This window comes from Saccharothrix lopnurensis (genome assembly GCF_042658445.1).
GTDB lineage: Bacteria > Actinomycetota > Actinomycetes > Mycobacteriales > Pseudonocardiaceae > Actinosynnema > Actinosynnema lopnurensis.
The window spans coordinates 1-20,343 of sequence record NZ_JBHSQO010000024.1 but is presented as its reverse complement, the minus strand read 5'-3'; the positions used below and the strand labels follow the sequence as shown (position 1 = coordinate 20,343).

The 20,343-nt window shown below is 73.5% G+C and carries 18 protein-coding genes, 1 tRNA gene and 1 pseudogene; 15 read left to right on the top strand and 5 right to left on the bottom strand.

Annotation, left to right across the window (positions count from 1 at the left end):
• Nucleotides 1–17 precede the first annotated feature (17 nt).
• Nucleotides 18–1,652, top strand: coding sequence for an ABC-F family ATP-binding cassette domain-containing protein (locus ACFP3R_RS22370; RefSeq protein ID WP_380638321.1), 1,635 nt, complete (start codon nucleotides 18–20; stop codon nucleotides 1,650–1,652).
• Here the strand turns inward: ACFP3R_RS22370 and ACFP3R_RS22365 are convergent.
• Nucleotides 1,649–2,836: a L,D-transpeptidase gene (locus ACFP3R_RS22365; RefSeq protein WP_380638320.1), complete on the bottom strand. Its 1,188-nt coding sequence runs from the start codon at nucleotides 2,834–2,836 to the stop codon at nucleotides 1,649–1,651. The two genes, ACFP3R_RS22370 and ACFP3R_RS22365, sit on opposite strands and share 4 nt — an antisense overlap.
• A 234-nt stretch (nucleotides 2,837–3,070) precedes the next feature.
• Here ACFP3R_RS22365 and ACFP3R_RS22360 point away from each other — a divergent pair.
• Nucleotides 3,071–3,143, top strand: a tRNA-Lys gene (locus tag ACFP3R_RS22360).
• A gap of 233 nt (nucleotides 3,144–3,376) precedes the next feature.
• Here the strand turns inward: ACFP3R_RS22360 and ACFP3R_RS22355 are convergent.
• Complete coding sequence (locus ACFP3R_RS22355) at nucleotides 3,377–4,021, bottom strand: hypothetical protein (RefSeq protein ID WP_380638319.1); 645 nt, start codon at nucleotides 4,019–4,021, stop codon at nucleotides 3,377–3,379.
• A gap of 90 nt (nucleotides 4,022–4,111) precedes the next feature.
• Here ACFP3R_RS22355 and ACFP3R_RS22350 point away from each other — a divergent pair, with 90 nt between their 5' ends.
• From ACFP3R_RS22350 to ACFP3R_RS22315, 8 genes are all read left to right on the top strand, one after another.
• Nucleotides 4,112–5,224, top strand: coding sequence for a DUF2786 domain-containing protein (locus ACFP3R_RS22350; RefSeq protein ID WP_380638318.1), 1,113 nt, complete (start codon nucleotides 4,112–4,114; stop codon nucleotides 5,222–5,224).
• Nucleotides 5,225–5,385: 161 nt separating this feature from the next.
• On the top strand, nucleotides 5,386–5,772 hold the full coding sequence (locus ACFP3R_RS22345) for a very short patch repair endonuclease (RefSeq protein WP_380638392.1): 387 nt from the start codon (nucleotides 5,386–5,388) through the stop codon (nucleotides 5,770–5,772).
• A 4-nt stretch (nucleotides 5,773–5,776) separates the two neighbouring features.
• The gene (locus ACFP3R_RS22340) at nucleotides 5,777–6,874 is read left to right on the top strand and encodes a DNA cytosine methyltransferase (protein ID WP_380638317.1); all 1,098 of its coding nucleotides are present in this window, start codon (nucleotides 5,777–5,779) and stop codon (nucleotides 6,872–6,874) included.
• Nucleotides 6,875–6,932: 58 nt separating this feature from the next.
• Nucleotides 6,933–7,463 carry a hypothetical protein gene (locus ACFP3R_RS22335; protein WP_380638316.1) on the top strand — a complete coding sequence of 177 codons (531 nt, stop codon included), beginning with the start codon at nucleotides 6,933–6,935 and terminating at the stop codon, nucleotides 7,461–7,463.
• Nucleotides 7,464–7,502: 39 nt separating this feature from the next.
• Complete coding sequence (locus ACFP3R_RS22330; protein ID WP_380638315.1) at nucleotides 7,503–7,772, top strand: GlsB/YeaQ/YmgE family stress response membrane protein; 270 nt, start codon at nucleotides 7,503–7,505, stop codon at nucleotides 7,770–7,772.
• Between the two features lie 608 nt (nucleotides 7,773–8,380).
• On the top strand, nucleotides 8,381–11,080 hold the full coding sequence (locus ACFP3R_RS22325; protein ID WP_380638314.1) for a DEAD/DEAH box helicase: 2,700 nt from the start codon (nucleotides 8,381–8,383) through the stop codon (nucleotides 11,078–11,080).
• Entirely contained in the window at nucleotides 11,073–11,969 is an 897-nt protein-coding gene (locus ACFP3R_RS22320) for an SWIM zinc finger family protein (RefSeq protein ID WP_380638313.1), read from the top strand. The genes ACFP3R_RS22325 and ACFP3R_RS22320 overlap by 8 nt, the downstream gene beginning before the upstream one ends.
• A gap of 213 nt (nucleotides 11,970–12,182) precedes the next feature.
• Nucleotides 12,183–12,602, top strand: coding sequence for an ester cyclase (locus ACFP3R_RS22315; protein ID WP_380638312.1), 420 nt, complete (start codon nucleotides 12,183–12,185; stop codon nucleotides 12,600–12,602).
• A 103-nt stretch (nucleotides 12,603–12,705) separates the two neighbouring features.
• Here the strand turns inward: ACFP3R_RS22315 and ACFP3R_RS22310 are convergent, their stop codons facing one another.
• The gene (locus ACFP3R_RS22310) at nucleotides 12,706–12,912 is read right to left on the bottom strand and encodes a cold-shock protein (RefSeq protein ID WP_343937724.1); all 207 of its coding nucleotides are present in this window, start codon (nucleotides 12,910–12,912) and stop codon (nucleotides 12,706–12,708) included.
• Nucleotides 12,913–13,160: 248 nt separating this feature from the next.
• Here ACFP3R_RS22310 and ACFP3R_RS22305 point away from each other — a divergent pair, with 248 nt between their 5' ends.
• The 3 genes from ACFP3R_RS22305 (at nucleotide 13,161) to ACFP3R_RS22295 (ending at nucleotide 14,881) form a co-directional block, all read left to right on the top strand.
• Nucleotides 13,161–13,514 (top strand): hypothetical protein, encoded by a 354-nt coding sequence (locus ACFP3R_RS22305; RefSeq protein WP_380638311.1) that lies wholly within the window; start codon nucleotides 13,161–13,163, stop codon nucleotides 13,512–13,514.
• A gap of 23 nt (nucleotides 13,515–13,537) precedes the next feature.
• On the top strand, nucleotides 13,538–14,260 hold the full coding sequence (locus tag ACFP3R_RS22300; RefSeq protein WP_380638310.1) for a hypothetical protein: 723 nt from the start codon (nucleotides 13,538–13,540) through the stop codon (nucleotides 14,258–14,260).
• A 165-nt stretch (nucleotides 14,261–14,425) separates the two neighbouring features.
• Nucleotides 14,426–14,881, top strand: coding sequence for a winged helix-turn-helix transcriptional regulator (locus ACFP3R_RS22295; protein WP_380638309.1), 456 nt, complete (start codon nucleotides 14,426–14,428; stop codon nucleotides 14,879–14,881).
• Here the strand turns inward: ACFP3R_RS22295 and ACFP3R_RS22290 are convergent.
• Entirely contained in the window at nucleotides 14,874–15,983 is a 1,110-nt protein-coding gene (locus ACFP3R_RS22290) for a sugar ABC transporter substrate-binding protein (RefSeq protein ID WP_380638308.1), read from the bottom strand. The genes ACFP3R_RS22295 and ACFP3R_RS22290 overlap by 8 nt on opposite strands.
• A 315-nt stretch (nucleotides 15,984–16,298) precedes the next feature.
• Here ACFP3R_RS22290 and ACFP3R_RS22285 point away from each other — a divergent pair, with 315 nt between their 5' ends.
• Nucleotides 16,299–16,469: a hypothetical protein gene (locus ACFP3R_RS22285; protein WP_380638307.1), complete on the top strand. Its 171-nt coding sequence runs from the start codon at nucleotides 16,299–16,301 to the stop codon at nucleotides 16,467–16,469.
• Nucleotides 16,470–16,542: 73 nt separating this feature from the next.
• Here ACFP3R_RS22285 and ACFP3R_RS22280 read toward each other — a convergent pair whose 3' ends face one another.
• The gene (locus tag ACFP3R_RS22280; protein WP_380638391.1) at nucleotides 16,543–19,503 is read right to left on the bottom strand and encodes a glycine--tRNA ligase; all 2,961 of its coding nucleotides are present in this window, start codon (nucleotides 19,501–19,503) and stop codon (nucleotides 16,543–16,545) included.
• Between the two features lie 501 nt (nucleotides 19,504–20,004).
• On the opposite strand from ACFP3R_RS22280, the pseudogene ACFP3R_RS22275 reads away from it, so the two are divergent.
• Nucleotides 20,005–20,343, top strand: a pseudogene (locus ACFP3R_RS22275) (hypothetical protein); the annotation flags it as partial.

Below are 20,343 nucleotides of genomic sequence, written 5' to 3'. Positions count from 1 at the left end.
GCCTCCAGGAGGTTGTTGTGAGCGCCACGCTCGTGGCCAAGGGCCTGGCCGCCGGACACGGCGACCGCGTGCTGTTCTCCGAGCTGGACCTCGTCGTCGCGCCCGGCGACGTGATCGGTCTGGTCGGCGCGAACGGCGCGGGCAAGTCGACGTTGCTGCGCACGCTGGCGGGGCTGCTGCCCGCGGAGGCGGGTGTGATCCGCCTCTCACCCACCACGGCGACCGTGGGGCACCTGCCGCAGGAACCGGACCGGCGCCCCGGCGAGACGGTGCGCGGGTTCCTGGCCCGCCGCACGGGCGTGGCGGCCGCGCAGGCGGAGCTGGACCGGGCGACCGGGGCGCTGGCCGAGGGAGCCGCCGACGACGGCTACTCCGAGGCGCTGGAGCGGTGGCTCGCGCTGGGCGGGGCCGACCTAGAGGAGCGGTCCGGCGAGGTGGCGGCCGAACTGGGCCTGGCCGTGTCGCTGGACCAGCCGATGACCTCGCTGTCCGGCGGGCAGGCGGCGCGGGCGGGCATGGCCTCGCTGCTGCTGAGCCGGTACGACGTGTTCCTGCTCGACGAGCCGACCAACGACCTGGACCTGGACGGCCTGGAGCGGCTGGAGCGGTTCGTGGGCGGGCTGCGGGCCGGGACCGTGCTGGTGTCGCACGACCGGGAGTTCCTGGCGCGCACCGTGACCCGCGTGGTCGAGCTGGACCTGGCGCAGCAGCAGGTGCGGACCTACGGCGGCGGCTACGAGTCCTACCTGGAGGAGCGGGAGGTCGCCCGCCGGCACGCGCGCGAGGACTACGAGGAGTACGCCGCCACGCGCTCGTCGCTGGAGGACCGGGCCCGGTCGCAGCGGGCGTGGATGGAGAAGGGCGTGAAGAACGCCCGCCGCAAGGCGTCCGACAACGACAAGATCGGGCGCAAGTTCCGCACCGAGGCGACCGAGAAGCAGGCGGCCAAGGCCCGGCAGACGGAACGGCTGATCGAGCGGCTGGACGTGGTGGAGGAGCCCCGCAAGGAGTGGGAGCTGCGGATGGAGATCGCCGCCGCGCCGCGCTCGGGCGCCGTGGTGGCGGTGCTGCGGTCGGCCGTGGTGCGGCGCGGCGACTTCGTGCTGGGACCGGTGGACCTCCAGGTGGACTGGGCCGACCGGGTGGCGATCACCGGGGTCAACGGCTCGGGCAAGTCGACGCTGCTGGCCGCGCTGCTCGGGCGGGTGCCGGTGGAGTCGGGCTCGTCCTCGCTCGGCTCGGGCGTGGTGGTCGGCGAGGTCGACCAGGCGCGGGGACTGTTCCTGGGCGGGGAGTCGCTGGCGGACGCGTTCGAGGCGGCCGTGCCGGCGATGGCGCCCGCGGACGTGCGGACGCTGCTGGCCAAGTTCGGGCTGAGGGCGGCGCACGTGCCGCGGCCCGCCGCCTCGCTGTCACCCGGCGAGCGGACGCGGGCGGCGCTGGCGCTGCTCCAGGCGCGCGGCGTGAACCTGCTGGTGCTCGACGAGCCGACCAACCACCTGGACCTGCCCGCGATCGAGCAGCTGGAGTCGGCCCTGGAGTCCTACACCGGGACGCTGCTGCTGGTCACCCACGACCGGCGGATGCTGGACGCGGTGCGCACGACCCGCCGCCTGGAGGTGGCGGCGGGCCGCGTGACCGACCACCGCTAGCGGTTGCCCTTCACCCACTGGTCCCACGGGACCTGCCAGTCGCCGAAGCCGTCCCACGGTTGCAGCACCGGGCCGCCGGAGTTGGTGACGACCACGACGTCGCCCTGCTTGGAGTTGTCGAACACCCACTTGGCGTTCTCGGGCGAGAGGTTCAGGCAGCCGTGGCTGACGTTGCGGTGCCCCTGGTCCCCGACCGACCACGGCGCGCTGTGGAAGAAGATGCCGCTGTTGGACATGCGGAACGCCCAGTCCACCGGGGTGACGTAGCCGCCGGCGTCCAGCGACAGGCCGTAGGTGCGGGAGTCCATCACCATGTGGGCGTGCTTCTCGGTCAGCACGTAGGTGCCCGTGGGGGTCGGGTTCTGGGCGTCGCCCATGGAGGTCGGCATGGTGCGCACGACCTGGCCGTTGACCTTGGTCACCACCTGGTGCGTGCCGCCGTCGGCCTCGTGGACCACCGCGTCGCCGATGGTGGTGGTGACGTGGCGGTCCTCCTCTCCGTAGACGCCGCCGCCGACGTGCTTGCCGTAGACCTTGGCGTCGATGGTGACCTTGGTGCCGGGGGTCCAGTAGTTCTGCGGGCGCCAGTGGACGGTCTTCTCGTCGAACCAGTAGAAGGCGCCCTCCACCTTCGGCTCGGTGGTGATGGAGATCATCGCCTCGGCGGCGGCCTTGTCGGCGATCGGCTCGTCGAAGTAGAAGGCCAGCGGCTGGCCGACGCCGACCGTGGAGCCGTCGAGGGGGTTGATGGAGAGGTAGGTCAGGGTGCGCGGCTCGACGGTGGTGAAGGACGAGGTCCGGGTGACCGACTGCCCGTCGGCGCCCACCCCGGTCACCGAGAGCCGGTAGGTCTTGCCGTAGCCGAGCGGTTCGCTGTTGGTCCACTGGAGACCGTCGGGGGTCACCTGCCCGGCGACCGGCCGGCCCTCCGGGTTGGTCAGCGCCACCTCGGTGATCTTGCCGTCGGTCGCGGTCGCCACCACCGGCACGCCGGGCGGCACGTCCACGGCCGCGTCGGCGGGCCCCGTGCTCAGCGCCACGGGCCTGGGCGGCGCCGTCGAGGAGGTCGAGGTCCCCTGCTCGCCGGAACCCCCGGTCGTGGCCGACCCCGATGAGCAGGCCGTGACCACCGCCGCGACCAACCCGATCGCGACGATCCCCCGCGCCCCCCGCTTGTGGAACATCAACACCCTCCAGTCATCCCCGGCAAGCCGCGCCTGCCCGTAGCGGCAGGGCTTCGGCATCCCCTGACAAGGTGACGCCTGGAGGGTTGACGATGTTGCCCCAGATGCCGGATCGTTACCGGGGCGAAGTTCCCCCTGGACGAGGGCGCGAACACCTGCCCTGACCAGGCGATTGGGAGCCGCGCCGAGCGCTGTGCTAACGTTCTCCACGTCGGACGGAGCAAGAAGGTCCGGGCGCCGCTAGCTCAACTGGCAGAGCAGCTGACTCTTAATCAGCGGGTTCGGGGTTCGAGTCCCTGGCGGCGCACAAACACTCAGGGCCCCACCAGTGGTGGGGCCCTGAGTGTTTTCGCACCTCACCACGGGTGCGGCACACCTTATCCCGGAATGCGCGCGACGCACCCCGACGGCTTTTCCCCGCTTTCGCCCCCCGATGTGCCGGTGCGCGCGAACCCGCCGTCGTTCTCCTTATTCCGCCTTTCCCGGCTCCACTGACGTGGACCGCGCACGACACGTTCGTGTCAGCCCGGTCCGGTGGGTTCAGCCGAACGCCAGCGCGATCCGCCGCCGGGCCAGCAGCCGGGTCCGCCGCACGTCCACGGCCACGTCCACGGCGCTGCGGTCCAGCCGGTCGTAGGACTTGGCCAGCAGCCAGTGGGCGGCGTCCGCGGCGATCAGCGTCAGCGGGGCGTGCCGGGCCAGCCGGCGGTGCGCGGTGTCCACGTCCCGCGTCGCGAACGCCTGGCGCACCACCCCGCCGGCCAGCTCGTCGATCAGGAACACCATCGCGTGCGCGTCCTGGGCGAAGCGGTACGCGCAGGTCAGGATCAGGTAACCGGCGTCGATCGAGCGGTCGCAGACCCACGCGTCGCCCACCTCCAGCGCGGGGCCGACGGGCGGCACGGCGTTGGCCGCCCACTCGCGCGGCCGCCCGGTGAGCAGGGCGGCGAGCACGCGCAGCAGGGCGTGGTTGTGCCGGCTGGGCAGGGACACGGCGTGCTCGATCAGCCCCGCCCAGAACTCCTCGTCCGGTCGCGCGTCCGCGACCGCGCCGCTGACCACCAGCTCCAGCTCCAGCGGGTCGACCAGGTCCGGGAGGTCTCGGCAGCGGCGTACGACCGCCCGCTGCGCCGGGGTCAGTCGCGTCCCCTGTGGACGGTGCACGACCGTCACCTTCCTGCTCACGGCGCGAGGCTGGCACGGTCGGCGGCACGCGGGCGCGCAACGCGCACCACGTGCGGCAACACCACACCCGAAAGAGGACAATCAGCGGTCGTGGACGACCTGCGCGGAGCGCTGTGGCGGGCCGCGACCAACCGTCGCGCCCGGTTGCCGCGTACCTCCTCCCTGCCCGGGACCGAAGTGGACGAGGCGGTGCGCGCGGTGCTCGGGCGCGCGTTCGAGCACCTGTGGGACCACGGGTGGCTGCCTTACGACGTGTACGAGGCGGTCCGGCGCGAGGCGGACGGGAGCGCGCTGTCGTTCCTCGTCGACTCGCTGGCGCTGGAGGCCGCGCGGTACCCGGTGCTGCACCCGCGGTGGCGGGCGCAGCTGGCCGAGATCGGCGCGGAGGTCTGGTGGGACGCCGGCGCGCCGCTGGTGGACGAGTGGGCGCGCCGGCACATCGAGCTGCGCGACGACGCCGTGGCCGCCGCGGTGGCGGTGCTGGCCGTGCTCGTCGAGCTGCCGGCGCTGCCGGTGATCGTGCCGAAGCCGGGCACGCCGCTGTCCGACCTCGACCACCACAACGTGCACCCGAAGGTGCTCAACCGGGTGCGCGGGCTGCTGGCCAAGGCCGAGTCGACGGCGTTCCCCGAGGAGGCCGAGGCGCTGTCGGCCAAGGCGCAGGAGCTGGTCACGCGGCACGCGCTGGAGCGGATGCCGGCCGAGGCGCCGACCACGACCTCCCGCAGGCTGTGGCTGGACAAGCGGTACTTCGACGGGAAGGCGCAGGTGGTGCACGTGGTGGCGAAGGCCAACCGGTGCCGCGCCGTGGTGTACGACCTGGGGTTCGTCGCGCTGGTCGGCGAGGAGCTGGACCTGGAGATCGTGGAGCTGCTGTCGGCGTCGCTGCTGGTCCAGGCGACGCGGGCGATGGTGGCCGCCGGCGAGCGGGCCGGCAAGTCCTCGGAGGAGCGGTCGCAGGCGTTCCGCAAGTCGTTCCTGCTGTCCTACGCGCACCGGGTCGGGGAACGGCTGCGCGCGGTCAACGAGGTGCCCGAGGACGACCGGCTGCTGCCCGTGCTGGCCGAGCGGAAGAAGGCGGTGGACGAGTACTTCGGCTCGATGTTCACCCGCACCGTGGCGAAGTCGACGACCGTGCGCAGCTCGGCGGGGTGGGACGCGGGCCGTTCGGCGGCCGACCGGGCGAACCTGTCGCTGGGCTGATCCGCCGCTCCCCCGGCACTGTTGGGTGTCCGCCCGCACCGGGCGCTCCCGCGCGACGGGCCCGACCAAGCGGCGCGGAGGCCGCGGGGCGTGCCGCACCCGGGGTGGGCCATCATGACCGGGTGCCGAAGCTGGAGACGACGGACGACGTCCGCGCCCGGATGAGCAAGCAGCGCTCGCGCGACACGGAGATCGAGGTGGCGTTGCGGCGCGAGCTGCACCGGCTCGGCCTGCGTTACCGGGTGCACCGGCGGCCGGTGCGCGCGGTGCGGCGGGAGGCCGACGTGGTGTTCGGGCCCGCGAAGGTCGCGGTGTTCGTCGACGGCTGCTTCTGGCACGGGTGCCCCGAGCACGGCACGTGGCCCAAGCGCAACGGCGAGTTCTGGCGCGCCAAGATCGAGGGCAACCGGGACCGCGACGCCAACACCGACCGGGTGCTGGACGAGGCGGGGTGGCTCGCGGTGCGGGTGTGGGAGCACGAGGACCCGGCCGCCGCGGCGAGTCGGGTGCGGGAGGCGGTGCTGGAACGGCGGCGTCGGCTAGCCTGAGCCCGTGCTGTCCGTGATCGACCTGTTCGCCGGCTGTGGCGGCATGACCTCCGGCTTCGCGGCGGCGGGCGGCTACGCGCCGGCCATGGCGGTCGAGTGGGACCTGCACGCGGCGGCCACCTACGCGGCGAACTTCGGCGAGGACCACATCCGCTGGACCGACATCGCGGCCGTGCCGGACAGCGCGATCCCCGAGGTCGACGTGGTCGTGGGCGGGCCGCCGTGCCAGGGGTTCTCCAACCTGGGCTCCAGGGACGTCAACGACCCGCGCAACTCGCTGTGGCGCGAGTACCTGCGGTTCGTGCGGCGGGCCAAGCCCGCGGTGTTCGTGATCGAGAACGTCGACCGGTTCCTGGCCTCCACCGAGTTCGCCCTGCTCCAGGCCGAGACCGAGGGCTACGAGCTGAGCGCGGGCATCCTGCTGGCCGCGGACTTCGGCGTGCCCCAGCGCCGCCGCCGGGCCATCGTGATCGGCTCGCGGGTCGGGCGCGTCCCGCTGCCCGCGCCGACCCACCCGCGCGGCCGCTGGCACACCGTGCGCGACGTGTTGAGCGGGCTGCCCGAGAAGCCGCTCACCACGGTGCTGCCGCGCTGCGAGGTCGAGTTCTTCGGCCGCACCCTGCCCGGCCGCTTCAAGAGCCCGGACCTGCACCTGGGCCGCAACCCCACGCCGCTGTCGGTGCTGCGCTACCGGCTGGTCCCGCCCGGTGGCGGGCGGTTCGACCTGCCGCCGGAGCTGCTGCCGAGGTGCTGGCGGGAGAAGAAGACCGGCACCACCGACGTGATGGGCCGGATGCGCTGGGACGAGCCCTCCGTGACCATCCGGACCGAGTTCTACAAGCCGGAGAAGGGCCGCTACCTGCACCCGCAGTGGGAACCGGGCGAGGACGGCCACCGCGTGGACCGGCCGATCACCCACCTGGAAGCGGCCCGGCTCCAGTCCTTCCCGGACGACTTCGAGTGGTGCGGCTCCAAGATCGAGGTGGCCAGGCAGATCGGCAACGCGGTGCCCCCGCTGCTGGCCAGGGCCATCGCGGAGCACCTCAAGCCGCACCTGACCGGCGTCCCGGCGGCCACCCCGACCTGCCCCCTGTGCCCCTGACCTGGAACAACACCCTCGATCCCGAAAATTGTCAGACCCCCGGTCTACCGTCATCGCCATGACGACAACCACGTACGAGAACGCACTCCGCATCGGCTCCACGACCTACCGCCTGGCGGCCACCGCCGACCCGGACCTGGTGGTGGAGCTGACCGGCACCGATTCCTCCGGCGCGCTGGTGGCCGAGGGCGCCCTGCGCCTGCCCGCCGACGCCGGGGGCAGGCTCGGCAAGCTCCTGGGCCAGGTCCTGGACGCGCTGGGCAGGCTGAGCACCCCCGCGCCCGCCTCGCCGGGGAACCGCCCGGCCAACGCCGACCAACCGTGGACCCGGGACCTGGACGAGGACCTGCGCGTCGAGTGGCTCGCCGCCGGGGAGGGGAGCCCGAGCGCCGACCTGATCCGGGGCGTGGCCCGCCGCCTGGAGCGCTCGCCCACCTCGATCAGGTCGCGCCTGGCCAGGATCGGCTGTGACCCGGACGTGCCGGGCCGGGTCCTCTCCGGAGGGGGCCCCGAGGTGTCCGGGGTTCAGGGTCCGGATCAGGGGCGGGTCAGGGGCAAACCCGATTCGGGCGGGGAGGGGGTGTCGTGATGCTGGAGGTGAACGCGCAGGCGGGGGAAAGGACCTCTCGTGGAGATCACCGGGCTCATCTCGGCACTGGTCATCGGTCTGGTCATCGGCGGCCTCGGCAGGCTGGTCGTACCGGGCAGGCAGCACCTCTCGATGGTGATGACGCTCCTGGTGGGCGTGGCGGCGGCCCTGCTGGGCACCTTCGCCGCGTCGGTGCTGGGGGTGTCGGACACCTCGGGGCCCGACTGGCTGGAGATGGCGCTCCAGGTGGGCCTGGCCGGTGTCGGCGTGACGACCCTGGCGCGGTCGAGGACCCGGCAGTTCCGCTGACCGGCTCCCGGCGCCGCCCCACCCGGTCCGATCCCGGGTAGACCGGCGCCGACCTGGACCGGTGGTGTCGGTGGCGACGCCTAGAGTCGCACCTCGTGTTGGTGCTGCACAGCCTTGGCGCTGTCGACGGTCGGGTGGCGCTGTGGGCCGAGGACTCGCGGCTGCCCGCCCGGGTTGCCGGGCGACTGCCGCGAGCGGCGGTTCCGCACCCGTTCGCCCTCGGCGGTGCGGAGTTGCGCGCGCTGCTCGGGGAGGCGGGTCGGGCGGGCACTGACGGGGACGGGGCCGGGGCCGGGACCGACATCGACGGGGCCGGGACCGGCGTCAACGGGGCCGGAGCCGCGACCGGAGTCGGTGCCAGGGCCGGAGTCGGTGCCAGGGCCAGGGCCGGAGTCGGGACCGGGGCCGACAGCGCCGGAACCGGGGCCGGGCCGGGCCGCGAGGTCGGTGAGCCCGAAGCCGGGGAGGTGGGCGAGCTGCGGGTCTGGTTGCCGTCCTCCGCCTCCGGTCCGGTCGCCTCCCCCGAGTTGGCGCGGGAACAGCCGTCCCGGCGCGGGGCCCTCCGGTGGCGGGAGTGGGTGGTTCCCGTCCTCTGGTGGGAGGGAACCGTGCCGAACCGGGCGGTGGACTTCCGGCTCGGCGCCTCGGCCAAGTTCCTCACCGAGGTGGTGGACTTCGGGCTGGACCTGGTGCGACGCGGCCGCGTCCTGCCGGTGCTCGACGACACCCGTTCCGCCCGGTGGCGCGCGGCGCTGTCCGGGGTCGACTCGTTGCGGCACGCCGCGCTGCGGGCGACCACACCGGACTCGTTCCAGGCCGCCGCGAGCGGTGTCGGGAACGGGCCCGCGGGCAACGACGGAGGAAGCGGAGGAGCCAGCGGCCGAGGGGGCGACGGGGTGCTGACCGACGTGCTCGACCGGCTCGTCGACCGGGAGGTCCGGCGGGCACTCGCCGGCACCGGCGTCGCGGCCACCACCGGCGCGGGCGAGGACGGGGTGGTCGGGCGGTGGTTGGCCGCGTTGGCGGGGGCTCCTCGGGTCGAGGCCGCCTCCGGCGAGGTGGACGGGTTGCGCCGCGTGCTGGGCACGTGGGCCGCGCGCGGGTTGCGGGAGAGTCCGGTTCGGACCTGCTTCCGGCTCGTCTCGCCGGAGCAGGGCGGGTTCCTCGAAGACCGGTGGCGGGTCGAGTTCCTGCTCCAGGCCGTTGACGAGCCGAGCGTGCAGGTGTCGGCGAACCAGTTGTGGCGCAAGCGGGATGCCGCGTTGAGGAGGTGGGTGGATCGACCGGACGAGGTGCTGCTCGGTGATCTCGGCCGGGCCAGTCGGCTCTACCCCGCACTGGACCGCGCCCTGGTGGCCAAGCGGCCCGCCGAACTGGCGCTGGACGTCGAGGGCGCCTACGACTTCCTCACGCACGCGGCGCTGCTGGCGCAGGCCGGGTTCGGGGTGCTGCTGCCCTCGTGGTGGCGGCAGCCGAGCCGGCTCGGGCTCACGCTCGACGCGACCGGTCGCGGCACGGCCGGGACCGTCGCCAAGGAGGGCGAGCTGGGGCTGAAGGCGCTCGTCGACTTCCGGTGGGAGCTGTCGCTCGGGGACGAGCGGCTGACCGAGGCCGAGCTGACCGCGTTGGCACGGGCCAAGGTGCCGCTGGTCCGGGTGCGCGGCCAGTGGGTGCACGTCGACCGCAAGCGGCTCGCCGCGGGCCTCGCGTTCCTCCGGCGCGGCGGCGGTGGGCGGATGACGGCCGCCCAGGTGCTGCTGCACGCCGGTCTGCACCCGGACGACGCGGAGCTGCCGTTGCCGCTCAACGGGGTCCGGGCCACGGGCTGGCTCGGTGACCTGCTGTCCGGTGAGGCGGAGCACCGGCTGGAACCGGTGGAGCACCCGCCGGGGCTGGTCGGGGAGCTGCGGCCGTACCAGCAGCGCGGGCTGGCGTGGTTGGCGTTCCTGGACCGGCTGGGGCTCGGCGCGTGCCTGGCCGACGACATGGGCCTGGGCAAGACCGTGCAGCTGCTGGCGCTGGAGGCGCACACCCGGCGCCGCGGCGGGCGCCCGCCGACGCTGCTGGTGTGCCCGATGTCGGTGGTCGGGAACTGGCAGCGGGAGGCGGCGCGGTTCACCCCCGGCCTGCGGGTCCGCGTCCACCACGGCGCGGAGCGGGCGCTCGACCTCGACTGCGACCTGGTGATCACCACCTACGCGGTGGTGGCGCGGGACGCGGGCGAGCTCGCCGACGTGGTGTGGGACCGGGTGGTGCTCGACGAGGCGCAGAACATCAAGAACAGCGCCACGCGGCAGTCCGAGGTGGTGCGGTCGCTGCCCGCGCGCCACCGGGTGGCGCTGACCGGGACGCCGGTGGAGAACCGGCTGGCGGAGCTGTGGTCCATCATGGACTTCGCCAACCCGGGCGTGCTGGGCTCGATCAGCACGTTCCGCGCCCGCTTCGCCGTGCCCGTCGAGCGGCACCACGACGAGGACGCGGCGCTGCGGCTGCGCCGGATCACCGGCCCGTTCGTGCTGCGCCGGCTCAAGACCGACCCCAAGGTCATCACCGACCTGCCGGACAAGATCGAGGTCACGCAACTGTGCACGCTGACCGCCGAGCAGGCGTCGCTGTACCAGGCGGTGGTGGACGACATGTTCGCGCGGATCGCCGAGGTGCGGGGCATCCAGCGCCGCGGCGTGGTGCTGGGCACGATGTCGAAGCTCAAGCAGGTCTGCAACCACCCCGCCCAGCTGCTCGGCGACTCCTCGCGCGTCGCGGGCCGCTCGGGGAAGCTGGCGCGCCTGGAGGAGGTCCTGGAGGAGGCGCTCGCGGACGGCGACAAGGCGTTGTGCTTCACCCAGTTCACCGAGTTCGGCTCGCTGGTCGCGCCGCACCTGGCGACGCGGTTCGACACCGAGGTGCTGTTCCTGCACGGCGGCACCCCGAAGGGGGCGCGTGACGAGATGGTCCGGCGGTTCCAGGAGGAGGGCGGGCCGTCGGTGTTCGTGCTGTCGCTGAAGGCCGGCGGCACGGGGCTGAACCTCACCGCCGCCAACCACGTCGTCCACCTGGACCGCTGGTGGAACCCCGCCGTGGAGGACCAGGCGACCGACCGGGCGTTCCGCATCGGGCAGCGCAAGCACGTGCAGGTGCGCAAGTTCGTGTGCGTCGGCACGCTGGAGGAGCGGATCGACCGGATGATCGAGGAGAAGCGGGGCCTGGCGCAGCTCGTGGTCGGGGCGGGCGAGGACTGGCTGGCGGAGCTGTCGACCGGTGAGCTGCGCGAGCTGCTCGCCCTGTCCGGGGAGGCCGTGGGTGGTTGAGCGCACGAGGCACTGGCACGGCGAGCGGCCGCCGTCGCGGCCCGTCCGGGTCGAGGGCGGGCTGACGCTGCGCAGCAAGCGGGGCGAGGTGGCGCGGACCTGGTGGTCGCGCCGGTTCGTGGAGGTGCTGGAGTCGTTCGGCATGGGCGGGCGGCTCGTCCGGGGGCGCGCCTACGCGCGGACCGGCCAGGTGATGAGCCTGTCGCTGTCGACGAGCCTGGTGGTGGCGCTGGTGATGGGCTCGCGCGCGGAGCCGTACCGGGCGCGGATCGGCGTGCGGAGGTTCGACGAGGACGACTGGACGCGCATCGAGCACGCCCTGGCGGACCGGGCGGTCTTCGCGGCGAAGCTGCTCGCGGGCGAGATGCCGGCGGAGATCGAGGACGTGTTCGCCGAGCAGGGCCTCACGCTGTTCCCGGGCACCTTGCGCGAGCTGTCGATGGACTGCACGTGCCCGGACTGGGAGGTGCCGTGCAAGCACCTCGCCGCGACCTGCTACCTGCTGGCCGAGGCGTTCGACCGTGACCCGTTCGAGATCCTGGCGTGGCGCGGCCGGTCGCGGGAGGACCTGCTGGACCGGCTGCGCGAGCTGCGGGCCCCGATGCGCCCCGACGACCCGGACGAGACCGACGGCACCGACGAGCCGGACGGGTCGGGGGGACCGGGCGAGCCCGGCGGGTCGGGCGGGGGCACCGCGACCGCGTCCCGGGACGACCGGTTCGAGTCGTTCTGGACCCGGCCCACACCGGCCTCGGCGCTGCCGGACATCCCCGAGCCCGTGCCCGGACGCCCGGACGCGCTGCTCGACCAGCTCGACCCCCTGGTGCTGGCGGGCCGGTCGATCACCGACGACCTGCGCCCGTTCTACCGGGCCATCGCCGGGCCGTAGCGGCGGAACAATTCACGGACGACACCGCGCCGCTCACCGAATTGTGACCTGAGGCGCGACCCGCGCGGGACACGGGAATTCCCGGTCCGAACGCGGAAGGAGTACGTGAGCACTTCTCGGGGACGACACCGGTTACCGATTACCGTCTTGACTGGCGGTGTGCGCGCGGTGTTTGGTCGCTCACGAAGCGACAAGACCACGGGGGGACCGCGCATGACCGCGTCCAAGGCACTGCGGGCCCTGCGCGAGGCGATCGTGCTGGAACACCTGGAATCGGAGAACGAGCAGGAGTTCGACAGCGCGGTCGGGGCGTTCGACCACCCGCGGTGCGAGATCGTCTCGACCGGCCAGGTCTTCGACGGCCGGGAGGAGTTCGCCGGGTACTACGCCCACGTCCGGTCGGCCCTGCCCGACCGGCGCAGCAGGCTGGTGGAGCTGCACCACGCCGACGGCGCCGTGATCGTCGAACTGGAGCTGGAGGGCACCCACGTGGGCAGCCTGGGCGGCGAGGAGCCGACCGGCCTGCCGTTCCGGGTGCGGACCACCGCGTTCTTCGTCTTCGACGGCGCGCGGCTGATCGGCAAGCGCGTCTACGGCGACCGGCTGGGCCCGGCGCCGGCGCTGACGAGCTGACCCGGCGAGCCGACCCCGCGAGCCCACCCGATGATTCGGGCCGCCACCCCCGGCGAGGGGGGTGGCGGCCCAAAACAGCTCCGGATCAGGTGATCCGGTCAGGTCAGACCGGTCGAACCGCCTGTGCCTGCGGCCCCTTCTGGCCCTGGCCGATCTCGAACTCCACCCGCTGGTTCTCTTCCAGGGTGCGGTAACCGGTGCTCTGGATCTCCGAGTAGTGCACGAACACGTCGGCGCCACCGTTGTCCGGGGAGATGAAGCCGAAGCCCTTCTCCGCGTTGAACCACTTGACGGTGCCCTGAACAGCCATCTTGCTACTTCTCCTCTAACAGGTGCCGGATCGCGCTTGCGACCACCGGGTCCGCTGGGGCTCCGGCCCCTCCTGGCGAGGAGTGTTCGGCGCCCGCAGCTCCGTTCCGCGAGCGTGGTGGATCACGAACACAGAAAGGTTACGACCGCTGACAGTGAACCACGGGATGCGGCCGGCAGTCGAGCGGCAGAAGGCGGCGAGTCGCACTGCTACGGTGAAACGAGACGGTGACCACAGGGGGTCTTGACATGCCGGAACCGGTTCTGCTGTCCATCGCCGCGGCGTTGGCGACGCGCGCCGTCGCGGGCCTGTACGAGCTGGTGCGGGCCAGGTTCGAGGACGACCCGGTGGCGATCGCGGCGCTCACCGCCGCCGAGGGCGCCCCGGAGGACTCCGCGGAGGTCAGGGTGCTCGGCGACGTGCTGGAGCGCACCGCCGCGAACGACCCCGGGTTTGCCGAGGCGCTGCGGCGCGAGCACGCGCAGGCCGCCCGGGAGGGCCGGGTCAACCAGGCCGGTCGGGTGACCAACCACATCTCCGGCACCGTGCACGGCAACGTGCTCCAGGCCGGCGACATCCAGGGCGGCGTCAGCTTCAAGTAGGCCCGGCGGGTGAAGATGGGGTGGTGTACTCGCTCCACCTGCCCCAGTCCCGGCTGCTGTTCTTCTTCCTCGGCCTGGTGCTGACGTTCGTCTTCATCCGGATCAGCGTGCGCATGATCCGGGCGGGCGTGCGGTGGTGGCCGGGCAACCTCACCCCCGGCGGGACGCACATCCACCACGTCGTGTTCGGCGCGGTGTTCATGATGCTCGGCGGCGTGACCGGCCTGGCCGTGCCCGACGAGCAGTACGGGGTGCGCGCGGGCGCGGCGGCGCTGCTGGGCGTGGGCTCGGCGCTGGTGCTCGACGAGTTCGCGCTGATCCTGCACCTGCGCGACGTGTACTGGACCAAGGACGGCCGGCTGTCGGTCGACGCGGTGTTCCTGGCGATCGGCATGACGGGCCTGCTGCTGCTCGGCGCCCGCCCGCTGGGCTACGAGGAGTTCTACGGCGACGGCGTGGCGCTGCGCGTGCTGCTCCTGCTGGTGAACCTGGCGTTCGCCATCGTGGCGCTGCTCAAGGGCAAGGTGTGGACCGGCCTGCTCGGGCTGCTGGTGCCGGTGCTGCCGGAGATCGGCGCGCTGCGCCTGGCCCGACCGGGGTCGCCGTGGGCGCGCTGGCGGTACGCCGAGGGCTCCCGCAAGCTGCTCCGCGCCCAGCGCCGGGAGGCCCGCATCCGCCGGCCCCTGATCCGCGCCAAGATCCGCGTGCAGGAGTTCATCTCCGGGCGGCACGACCTGGAGGCGTGAAAAAAACCGGCCCGAACCGTCAGTTCGGGGGTCCGCAACGTACGACACGGGGGTCCTGGGCGTACGACTCGCCCGGTCTGGACGTACGACACGACGGGTCTGGGGGTACGACTCGCGAGGGTTTGTCGGTTTTTTGATGAAACCCTCATCGGTAGGATGGTCGCCATGCAGCGGACGCGGTTCGGCGACATGGTCTGTTCGATCGCGCGCACCATGGACGTCATCGGCGAGCCGTGGTCACCGCTGGTCCTGCGCGACGTCCACCGGGGCATCACCCGCTTCGACCAGCTCCACGCCCACCTGGGCATCTCCCGCAAGGTGCTCGCGGAGCGGCTGCGGTGGCTGGTCGAGCAGGAGGTCTTAGAGCGGAGGCCGTACTCGACCAAGCCGCCGCGGCACGAGTACGGCCTCACGCCCAAGGGCACCGAGCTGGTCGACCTGCTGCTGGTCATGGTCCGCTGGGGCGACCGCTGGACGGCGGGCGAGGCCGGTCCGCCCGCGCTGCACCGCCACCGCGCCTGCGGGCTCGTCGCGCACGTCGAGCTGCGCTGCTCGGAGTGCGGGGAGCCGATGGGCCCGACCGACGTCGACGTGCTGCCCGGCCCCGCCGCGCTCAATTGACCAGGATGCCCAGCTCCGCGCAGTCCTGGGCGGTGTCGCCGGCGCACAGGTCCACCGCCTTGACCGCGCTCTGCGCCACCAGCGCGCGCACGTTGTCCCGGGCGATCAGGTCCGCGCCCAGCAGCACCGACTTCACATCCCGCCGCGAGACCAGGTCCCGGGTGTTGCCGGTGGCCAGGTCGTCCGCGCCGCTGAGGTCGCCCTTCGCCACCGCGATGGCCAGCCGCGCGGCGGCCTCGGCCTCGTCGCGGATCGGCTTGTAGACCGTCATGCACTGCTCGCCGCGCAGGACCGCCCGCAGGCCGTCCAGGGTGGCGTCCTGCCCGGTCACCGGCACCTGCCCGGCCAGGCCCTTGGCCCGCAGCACCTCGATCACCGCGGCGGCCAGGCCGTCGTTGGCCGCGATCACGCCGTCCACGCGCCCGCCGTTGCCGTCGAGCATCTGCTCGAACTTGGCCCGGCCGATCAGCGGGTCCCACTTGTCGATGGCCTCGCTGCCCACCAGCCGCAGCTCGCGGCTGTCGTAGAGCGGGCCGAGCAGGCGGCGCTGGCCGTCGGCGAACAGGGTCGCGTTGTTGTCCTGCGGCGCGCCCTGGACCTCGATGACCTGCGCCCCGGGCTTGGCGCCCAGGCACTTCAGCAGGCCCTCGGCCTGCAACTCGCCCACGTTGAGGTTGTCGAACGACACGTAGTACTCGGCGTGGCCGCCCAGGCTGATCCGGTCGTAGTTGATGACCGGGATGCCCGCGTCCTTGGCCTTGCGCTCGACCTCCGCGCCGCCCTCGGGCGTCAGCGGGGTCGTCATCAGCACCTTCACCCCGCGCGCGATCATCGCGTCGGCGATGCTCGCGAACCTGGCCTCGTCGCCGTCGGCGTTCTCGATGACGCCCTCGATGCCCGCGAAGCTGAACGCGCGGCCGAGCAGCGGCGCGTCCTGCGTCTCCCAGCGGTCCGACGAGGTGCGGTCCGGCAGGATGACGCCGACCACGGGCTTGTCCTGCCGACCGCCGGCGCCCGGCGCCAGCGGGTCCACCCCGCTCCCGCAGGAGGCCACGGACAGGATCAGCAGACCGCAGGAGACGGCTCTGGCCAACCTTCGCATTCGCCAACCCCTTGTCCGGCCGCGACCACGCCGACGGTCCGAAGAAAGTCAATGTGGCGGAATTCCATCCCTCCGGTGGCGGGTTCGTCAAGACGTAGCAACGGATGAGCGCCAAATGGTCCGCGCCAATGAGGCGGATGACCTTGAAAACTTGTCGGAACGGCCGGGCAACAGGTGACTTCGGCCGTAACTATCACGCTCCGCACCTGGTCGGCTACTGATACGGCACGCGCGAAAGGGGGCTCGTGTTCCGGCAATATATGTGCGAAAGTGTCGCCTGCCGAACCCTGGCCGGGTGTGTGAGGAGAAGACAGCGTGAGAATCATCCCCGCAGCGCTGGTGGCCGCGACCGCCGCGGCCCTGATCGCCTTGGGCGCCGGGCCGGCCGCAGCCGCAGAGGTCAAGCCGGACCAGACCGTCGCCGCAGTCCCGAAGTCGCTCACCTACCTCTCGACGAGCGACCGGCAGGACAACCGCGACATGTAGTTCACGCGGAAATCCCCGCCCACCGGAGATTCCGGTGGGCGGGGATTTCGGCACGTCGTCGACCGCCGGCCGCTCAGCCCAGCGCGGTGCCCAGCGCCTGCCAGTCCAGGACCGGGGCGGCCAGGTCGCGGATCGCGGCCAGCAGGCCGAGCCGCGCCCGCCGCACCGCCGGGTCCTCGGCCATCACCAGCACCTCGTCGAAGAACGTGTTGACCGGCGCGGTCAGCCCGGTCGCCGCGCCCGCGAACGCCGCCAGGCCGGTGAGCCCGGACGGCACCTCGGCCAGCGCCCGGTGCAGGGCCACCTCGGCGGGCTCGACCAGCGCGGCCGGGTCGTACTCGCCGGCGGTGTCCGCGGGCACGATCCGCCGCACCCGCTGGAGCGCGGCGACCAGCGCGGCGAAGTCCGGGTCCCCGGCGAGGCCGGTCAGCTCGGCCAGCGTCGCGTCGGCCACGGCGGGCGCGTCGGCCAGCGGCAGCACCGCGTTGACGAACCGGTGGTCGTGGCCCGCGTCCAGCAGCTGCTGCTCGTAGCGGCGCACCGCGAACTCGCGCGCCACCTCCAGCGCCTCCCCGGACAGGTCGACCGCCGACGCCTCCAGCTCGCGCGCGGCCAGCGACAGCGCCCTGGTGAGGGTGATGTCCCGCAGGTCCGGGAAGGCCCGCAGCACGCTCACCGCGCCCAGCGCGGCCCGCCGCAGCCCGAACGGGTCCGAGCTGCCCGTGGGGTTCGCGCCGATCCCGAACAGGCCCGCCAGCAGGTCGAACCGGTCCGCCAGGGACAGCAGCGCGCCCGGCGTGGACCCCGGCAGCGCGTCGCCCGCGGAGCGCGGCAGCTCCATCTCGAACAGCGCCCGCGCCACCTCCGGGGTCTCCCCCGCCCGCTCGGCGTACTCGCGGGCCATCACGCCCGCCAGGCTCGACAGCTCGATCACCATCTGCGAGCCGAGGTCGAACTTGGCCAGCTCGCCCGCGCGCGCCAGGGTGTCGTCGTCCGCGCCCACCACCTCGGCGAGCCGCCGGGCCAGCGCCGCGATGCGACCCGCCCGGTCGGCCACGGACCCGAGCTTGTCCGCGAAGGTGAGCTTGTCCAAACCGGACTTCATGTCCTCCAGCGGCGTGCGCAGGTCGGCGCGCCAGAAGAACGCGGCGTCCTCGTAGCGGGCCCGCAGCACCGCCTCGTTGCCCGCGCGGACCAGGTCCTCGTCCACCTCGCCGTTGGCCACGGCCACGAAGTGCGGCAGCAGCGAGCCGTCCCGGGCGCGCACCGGCAGGTAGCGCTGGTGCTTGCGCATGACCGTGGTGAGGATCTGCGCGGGCAGCTCCAGGTAGCGCTCCTCGAACGCGCCGAGGATCGGCGTGGGCCGCTCGACCAGGTTGGTCACCTCGTCCAGCACCCCGTCGAGGTCCACGACGCCGCCGACGGACGCGGCCAGCCGCTCCGCCTCGGCCACGATCGCGGCGCGGCGGTCCTCGGCGGACGCGACGATCCCGTGACCCGCCAGGAACTCCAGGTAACCGTCCGCCGTGGACACCTCCACGACCGGGTGGTCGGCGGTGCGGTGCACGCGGGTCTTCGGCTCGGCCTCCAGGGACGACACGACGACCGGCACGGGCGTGGTGCCCAGCAGGGCGAGCAGCCACCGGATCGGGCGGGTGAACGACAGCTTCGGGTCGTTCCACTTCATGTTCTTCTCGGCGCGCAGCTCGGCCACCACCTCGCCGAGCAGGCCGCTGAGCACCTCGACCGCGCCGCGGCCGGGGTCGGTGCGCGCCGCGGCGACGTGCTCGACGCCGTTCTCGGTGACGCGGCCGAGTTCCTCGACGGCCACGCCCTGGCCGCGGGCGAAGCCCTGTGCCGCCCTGGTCGGGTTGCCGTCGGCGTCGAACGCGGCCGACACGCGGGGACCGCGCGCGGTCTTCTCGGCGTCCGGCTCGCGCGGCGCGACGTCGGCGACGAGCACCACGACGCGGCGCGGCGTGCCGTGCACCTCGACCGCGCCGTGGGCGAGGCGGGTGGCGGCGAGCTTGGCGGCGACCGCGGCGCGCACGGCGTCCACCGTGCGGGTCACCTCGGCCGGCGGCAACTCCTCGGTGCCGATCTCGAACAGCAGCGCGGCGGGTTCCGCGACCTCGGGGAACGTCTCGGGCGGGGCCGCCGGCGCGGGCGCCTCGGCCAGGCCGAGCGGGTGGCCCAGCTCCTCGCGGCGGGCCGCCCACAGCTGCGCGACCTCGCGGGCCAGGGCCCGCATCCGCCCGAACGCGCGGGCGCGCTCGGTGGTGCTGATCGCGCCGCGGGCGTCGAGCACGTTGAACGCGTGCGAGCACTTCAGCACGTAGTTGTGCGCGGGCACGGGCAGGCGCGCGTCGAGCATCCGGCGGGCCTCGGCGGCGTACTCCTCGAACAGCCGCTTGTTCGCCTCGACGTCGGCGTCGTCGAGGTAGTAGCGGCTCATCTCGTACTCGGACTGGCCGAACGCCTCGCCGTAGGAGACGCCGGGCGCGTACGCGATGTCCTTGAAGTGGTCGACCCCCTGGAGGGCCATCATGATCCGCTCGATGCCGTAGGTGATCTCCACCGACACCGGGTCCAGCGACATGCCGCCGGCCTGCTGGAAGTAGGTGAACTGGGTGATCTCCAGGCCGTCGAGCCAGACCTCCCAGCCCAGGCCCCAGGCGCCCAGCGCGGGCGAGGCCCAGTTGTCCTCGACGAACCGCACGTCGTGCGCGCGGACGTCGATGCCGAGCGCGTCGAGGCTGCCCAGGTACAGCTCCTGGGGGTCGCCCGGGTCGGGCTTGAGGATGACCTGGAACTGGGTGTGGGTCTGGAGCCGGTTGGGGTTCTCCCCGTACCGCGCGTCGTCGGGCCGCACGCTGGGCTCGACGTAGGACACGCGCCACGGCTCGGGACCCAGCACCCGCAGCACGGTGGCGGGGTTCAACGTACCGGCGCCGACCTCGGTGTTGTACGGCTGCACGACGATGCAGCCCCGGTCGGTCCAGTACTTGGTCAGCGCGAGCAGCGCATCCTGCATGGTGAGCACGGGGCCACAGTCTACGAACGCCGTGAAGTCGACCTTACAATCGGGTTACCGCGCTGGTCAGGGCGGGTCCTCAACCGGTATCACGGCGTCACCGGGAAGTCCTGTGCGAGGCTTGTCCGCAACCCGGGCGCGAGTTGACGCGTCCATGGGGGCGTACCCGGGTACTCGGAGGGAGTGGGCGTGGACAACCGGCCGCCGGGGCCAGGCGAACCCGACGGGTTCCGCGGGCGACCCGTTCCCCCCCGAACCCCCACCTCGGGCAGGTCGAGCGCGCCCCAGCCGCCGCGCGGGTCGGGACGAGCGGACGGGTCGGGACGAGCGGGCGGCGGGCCCGCGCCCGGCGACCGACCGGGGCGCGCCACCCCGCCCGCGTCCGAGCCGGACCGCTCCGGCCCCCGTCCCCGGCCCTCCGACGCGGCACCGGCCGGTCGTGGTCGCCCCGCCGACGCGGCGCAGCCCGGTCGTGGTCGGCCCGCGGTCGCCCGTGGACCGGTGGAGGAACCCCGGGCCGGGGCGGCGAACCGGGGCGGACCGCGTGGTGACGCGGGACGCGGTGGACCGGAGGGCGGCGGTGCGCGCGGCGGCGGCGAACGGGGCAACCGGGCGATCGGCCCGCGCGGCGGCGCGGCGTCCGAGGGCGCCGGGGCCGCGTCGGCCGAGGACGCCCGGGACAAGGGCGGTCGCCCCGCCCCCCGTCGGGTGAACCCGGCCCGCGCCGGCACGCCGAGGGCCAGGACCGAGTCGGAGCGCACGGCCAGGATCAGCGGCGACGACGCCGACCGCGCCGCCGTCGCGAAAGCGCGGCCCCGGCGGGTCCCCGCGCCCGCCGAG

Excerpts from the sequence above, each read along its gene's own strand:
- ACFP3R_RS22365 (WP_380638320.1), bottom strand. The coding sequence starts at position 2,836 with ATGTTCCACAAGCGGGGGGCGCGGGGGATCGTCGCGATCGGGTTGGTC.
- ACFP3R_RS22345 (WP_380638392.1), top strand. The coding sequence starts at position 5,386 with ATGAGCAAGCAGCGCTCGCGCGACACGGAGATCGAGGTGGCGTTGCGG.
- ACFP3R_RS22335 (WP_380638316.1), top strand. The coding sequence starts at position 6,933 with ATGACGACAACCACGTACGAGAACGCACTCCGCATCGGCTCCACGACC.
- ACFP3R_RS22315 (WP_380638312.1), top strand. The coding sequence starts at position 12,183 with ATGACCGCGTCCAAGGCACTGCGGGCCCTGCGCGAGGCGATCGTGCTG.
- ACFP3R_RS22310 (WP_343937724.1), bottom strand. The coding sequence starts at position 12,912 with ATGGCTGTTCAGGGCACCGTCAAGTGGTTCAACGCGGAGAAGGGCTTC.
- ACFP3R_RS22305 (WP_380638311.1), top strand. The coding sequence starts at position 13,161 with ATGCCGGAACCGGTTCTGCTGTCCATCGCCGCGGCGTTGGCGACGCGC.
- ACFP3R_RS22295 (WP_380638309.1), top strand. The coding sequence starts at position 14,426 with ATGCAGCGGACGCGGTTCGGCGACATGGTCTGTTCGATCGCGCGCACC.
- ACFP3R_RS22290 (WP_380638308.1), bottom strand. The coding sequence starts at position 15,983 with ATGCGAAGGTTGGCCAGAGCCGTCTCCTGCGGTCTGCTGATCCTGTCC.
- ACFP3R_RS22280 (WP_380638391.1), bottom strand. The coding sequence starts at position 19,503 with ATGCAGGATGCGCTGCTCGCGCTGACCAAGTACTGGACCGACCGGGGC.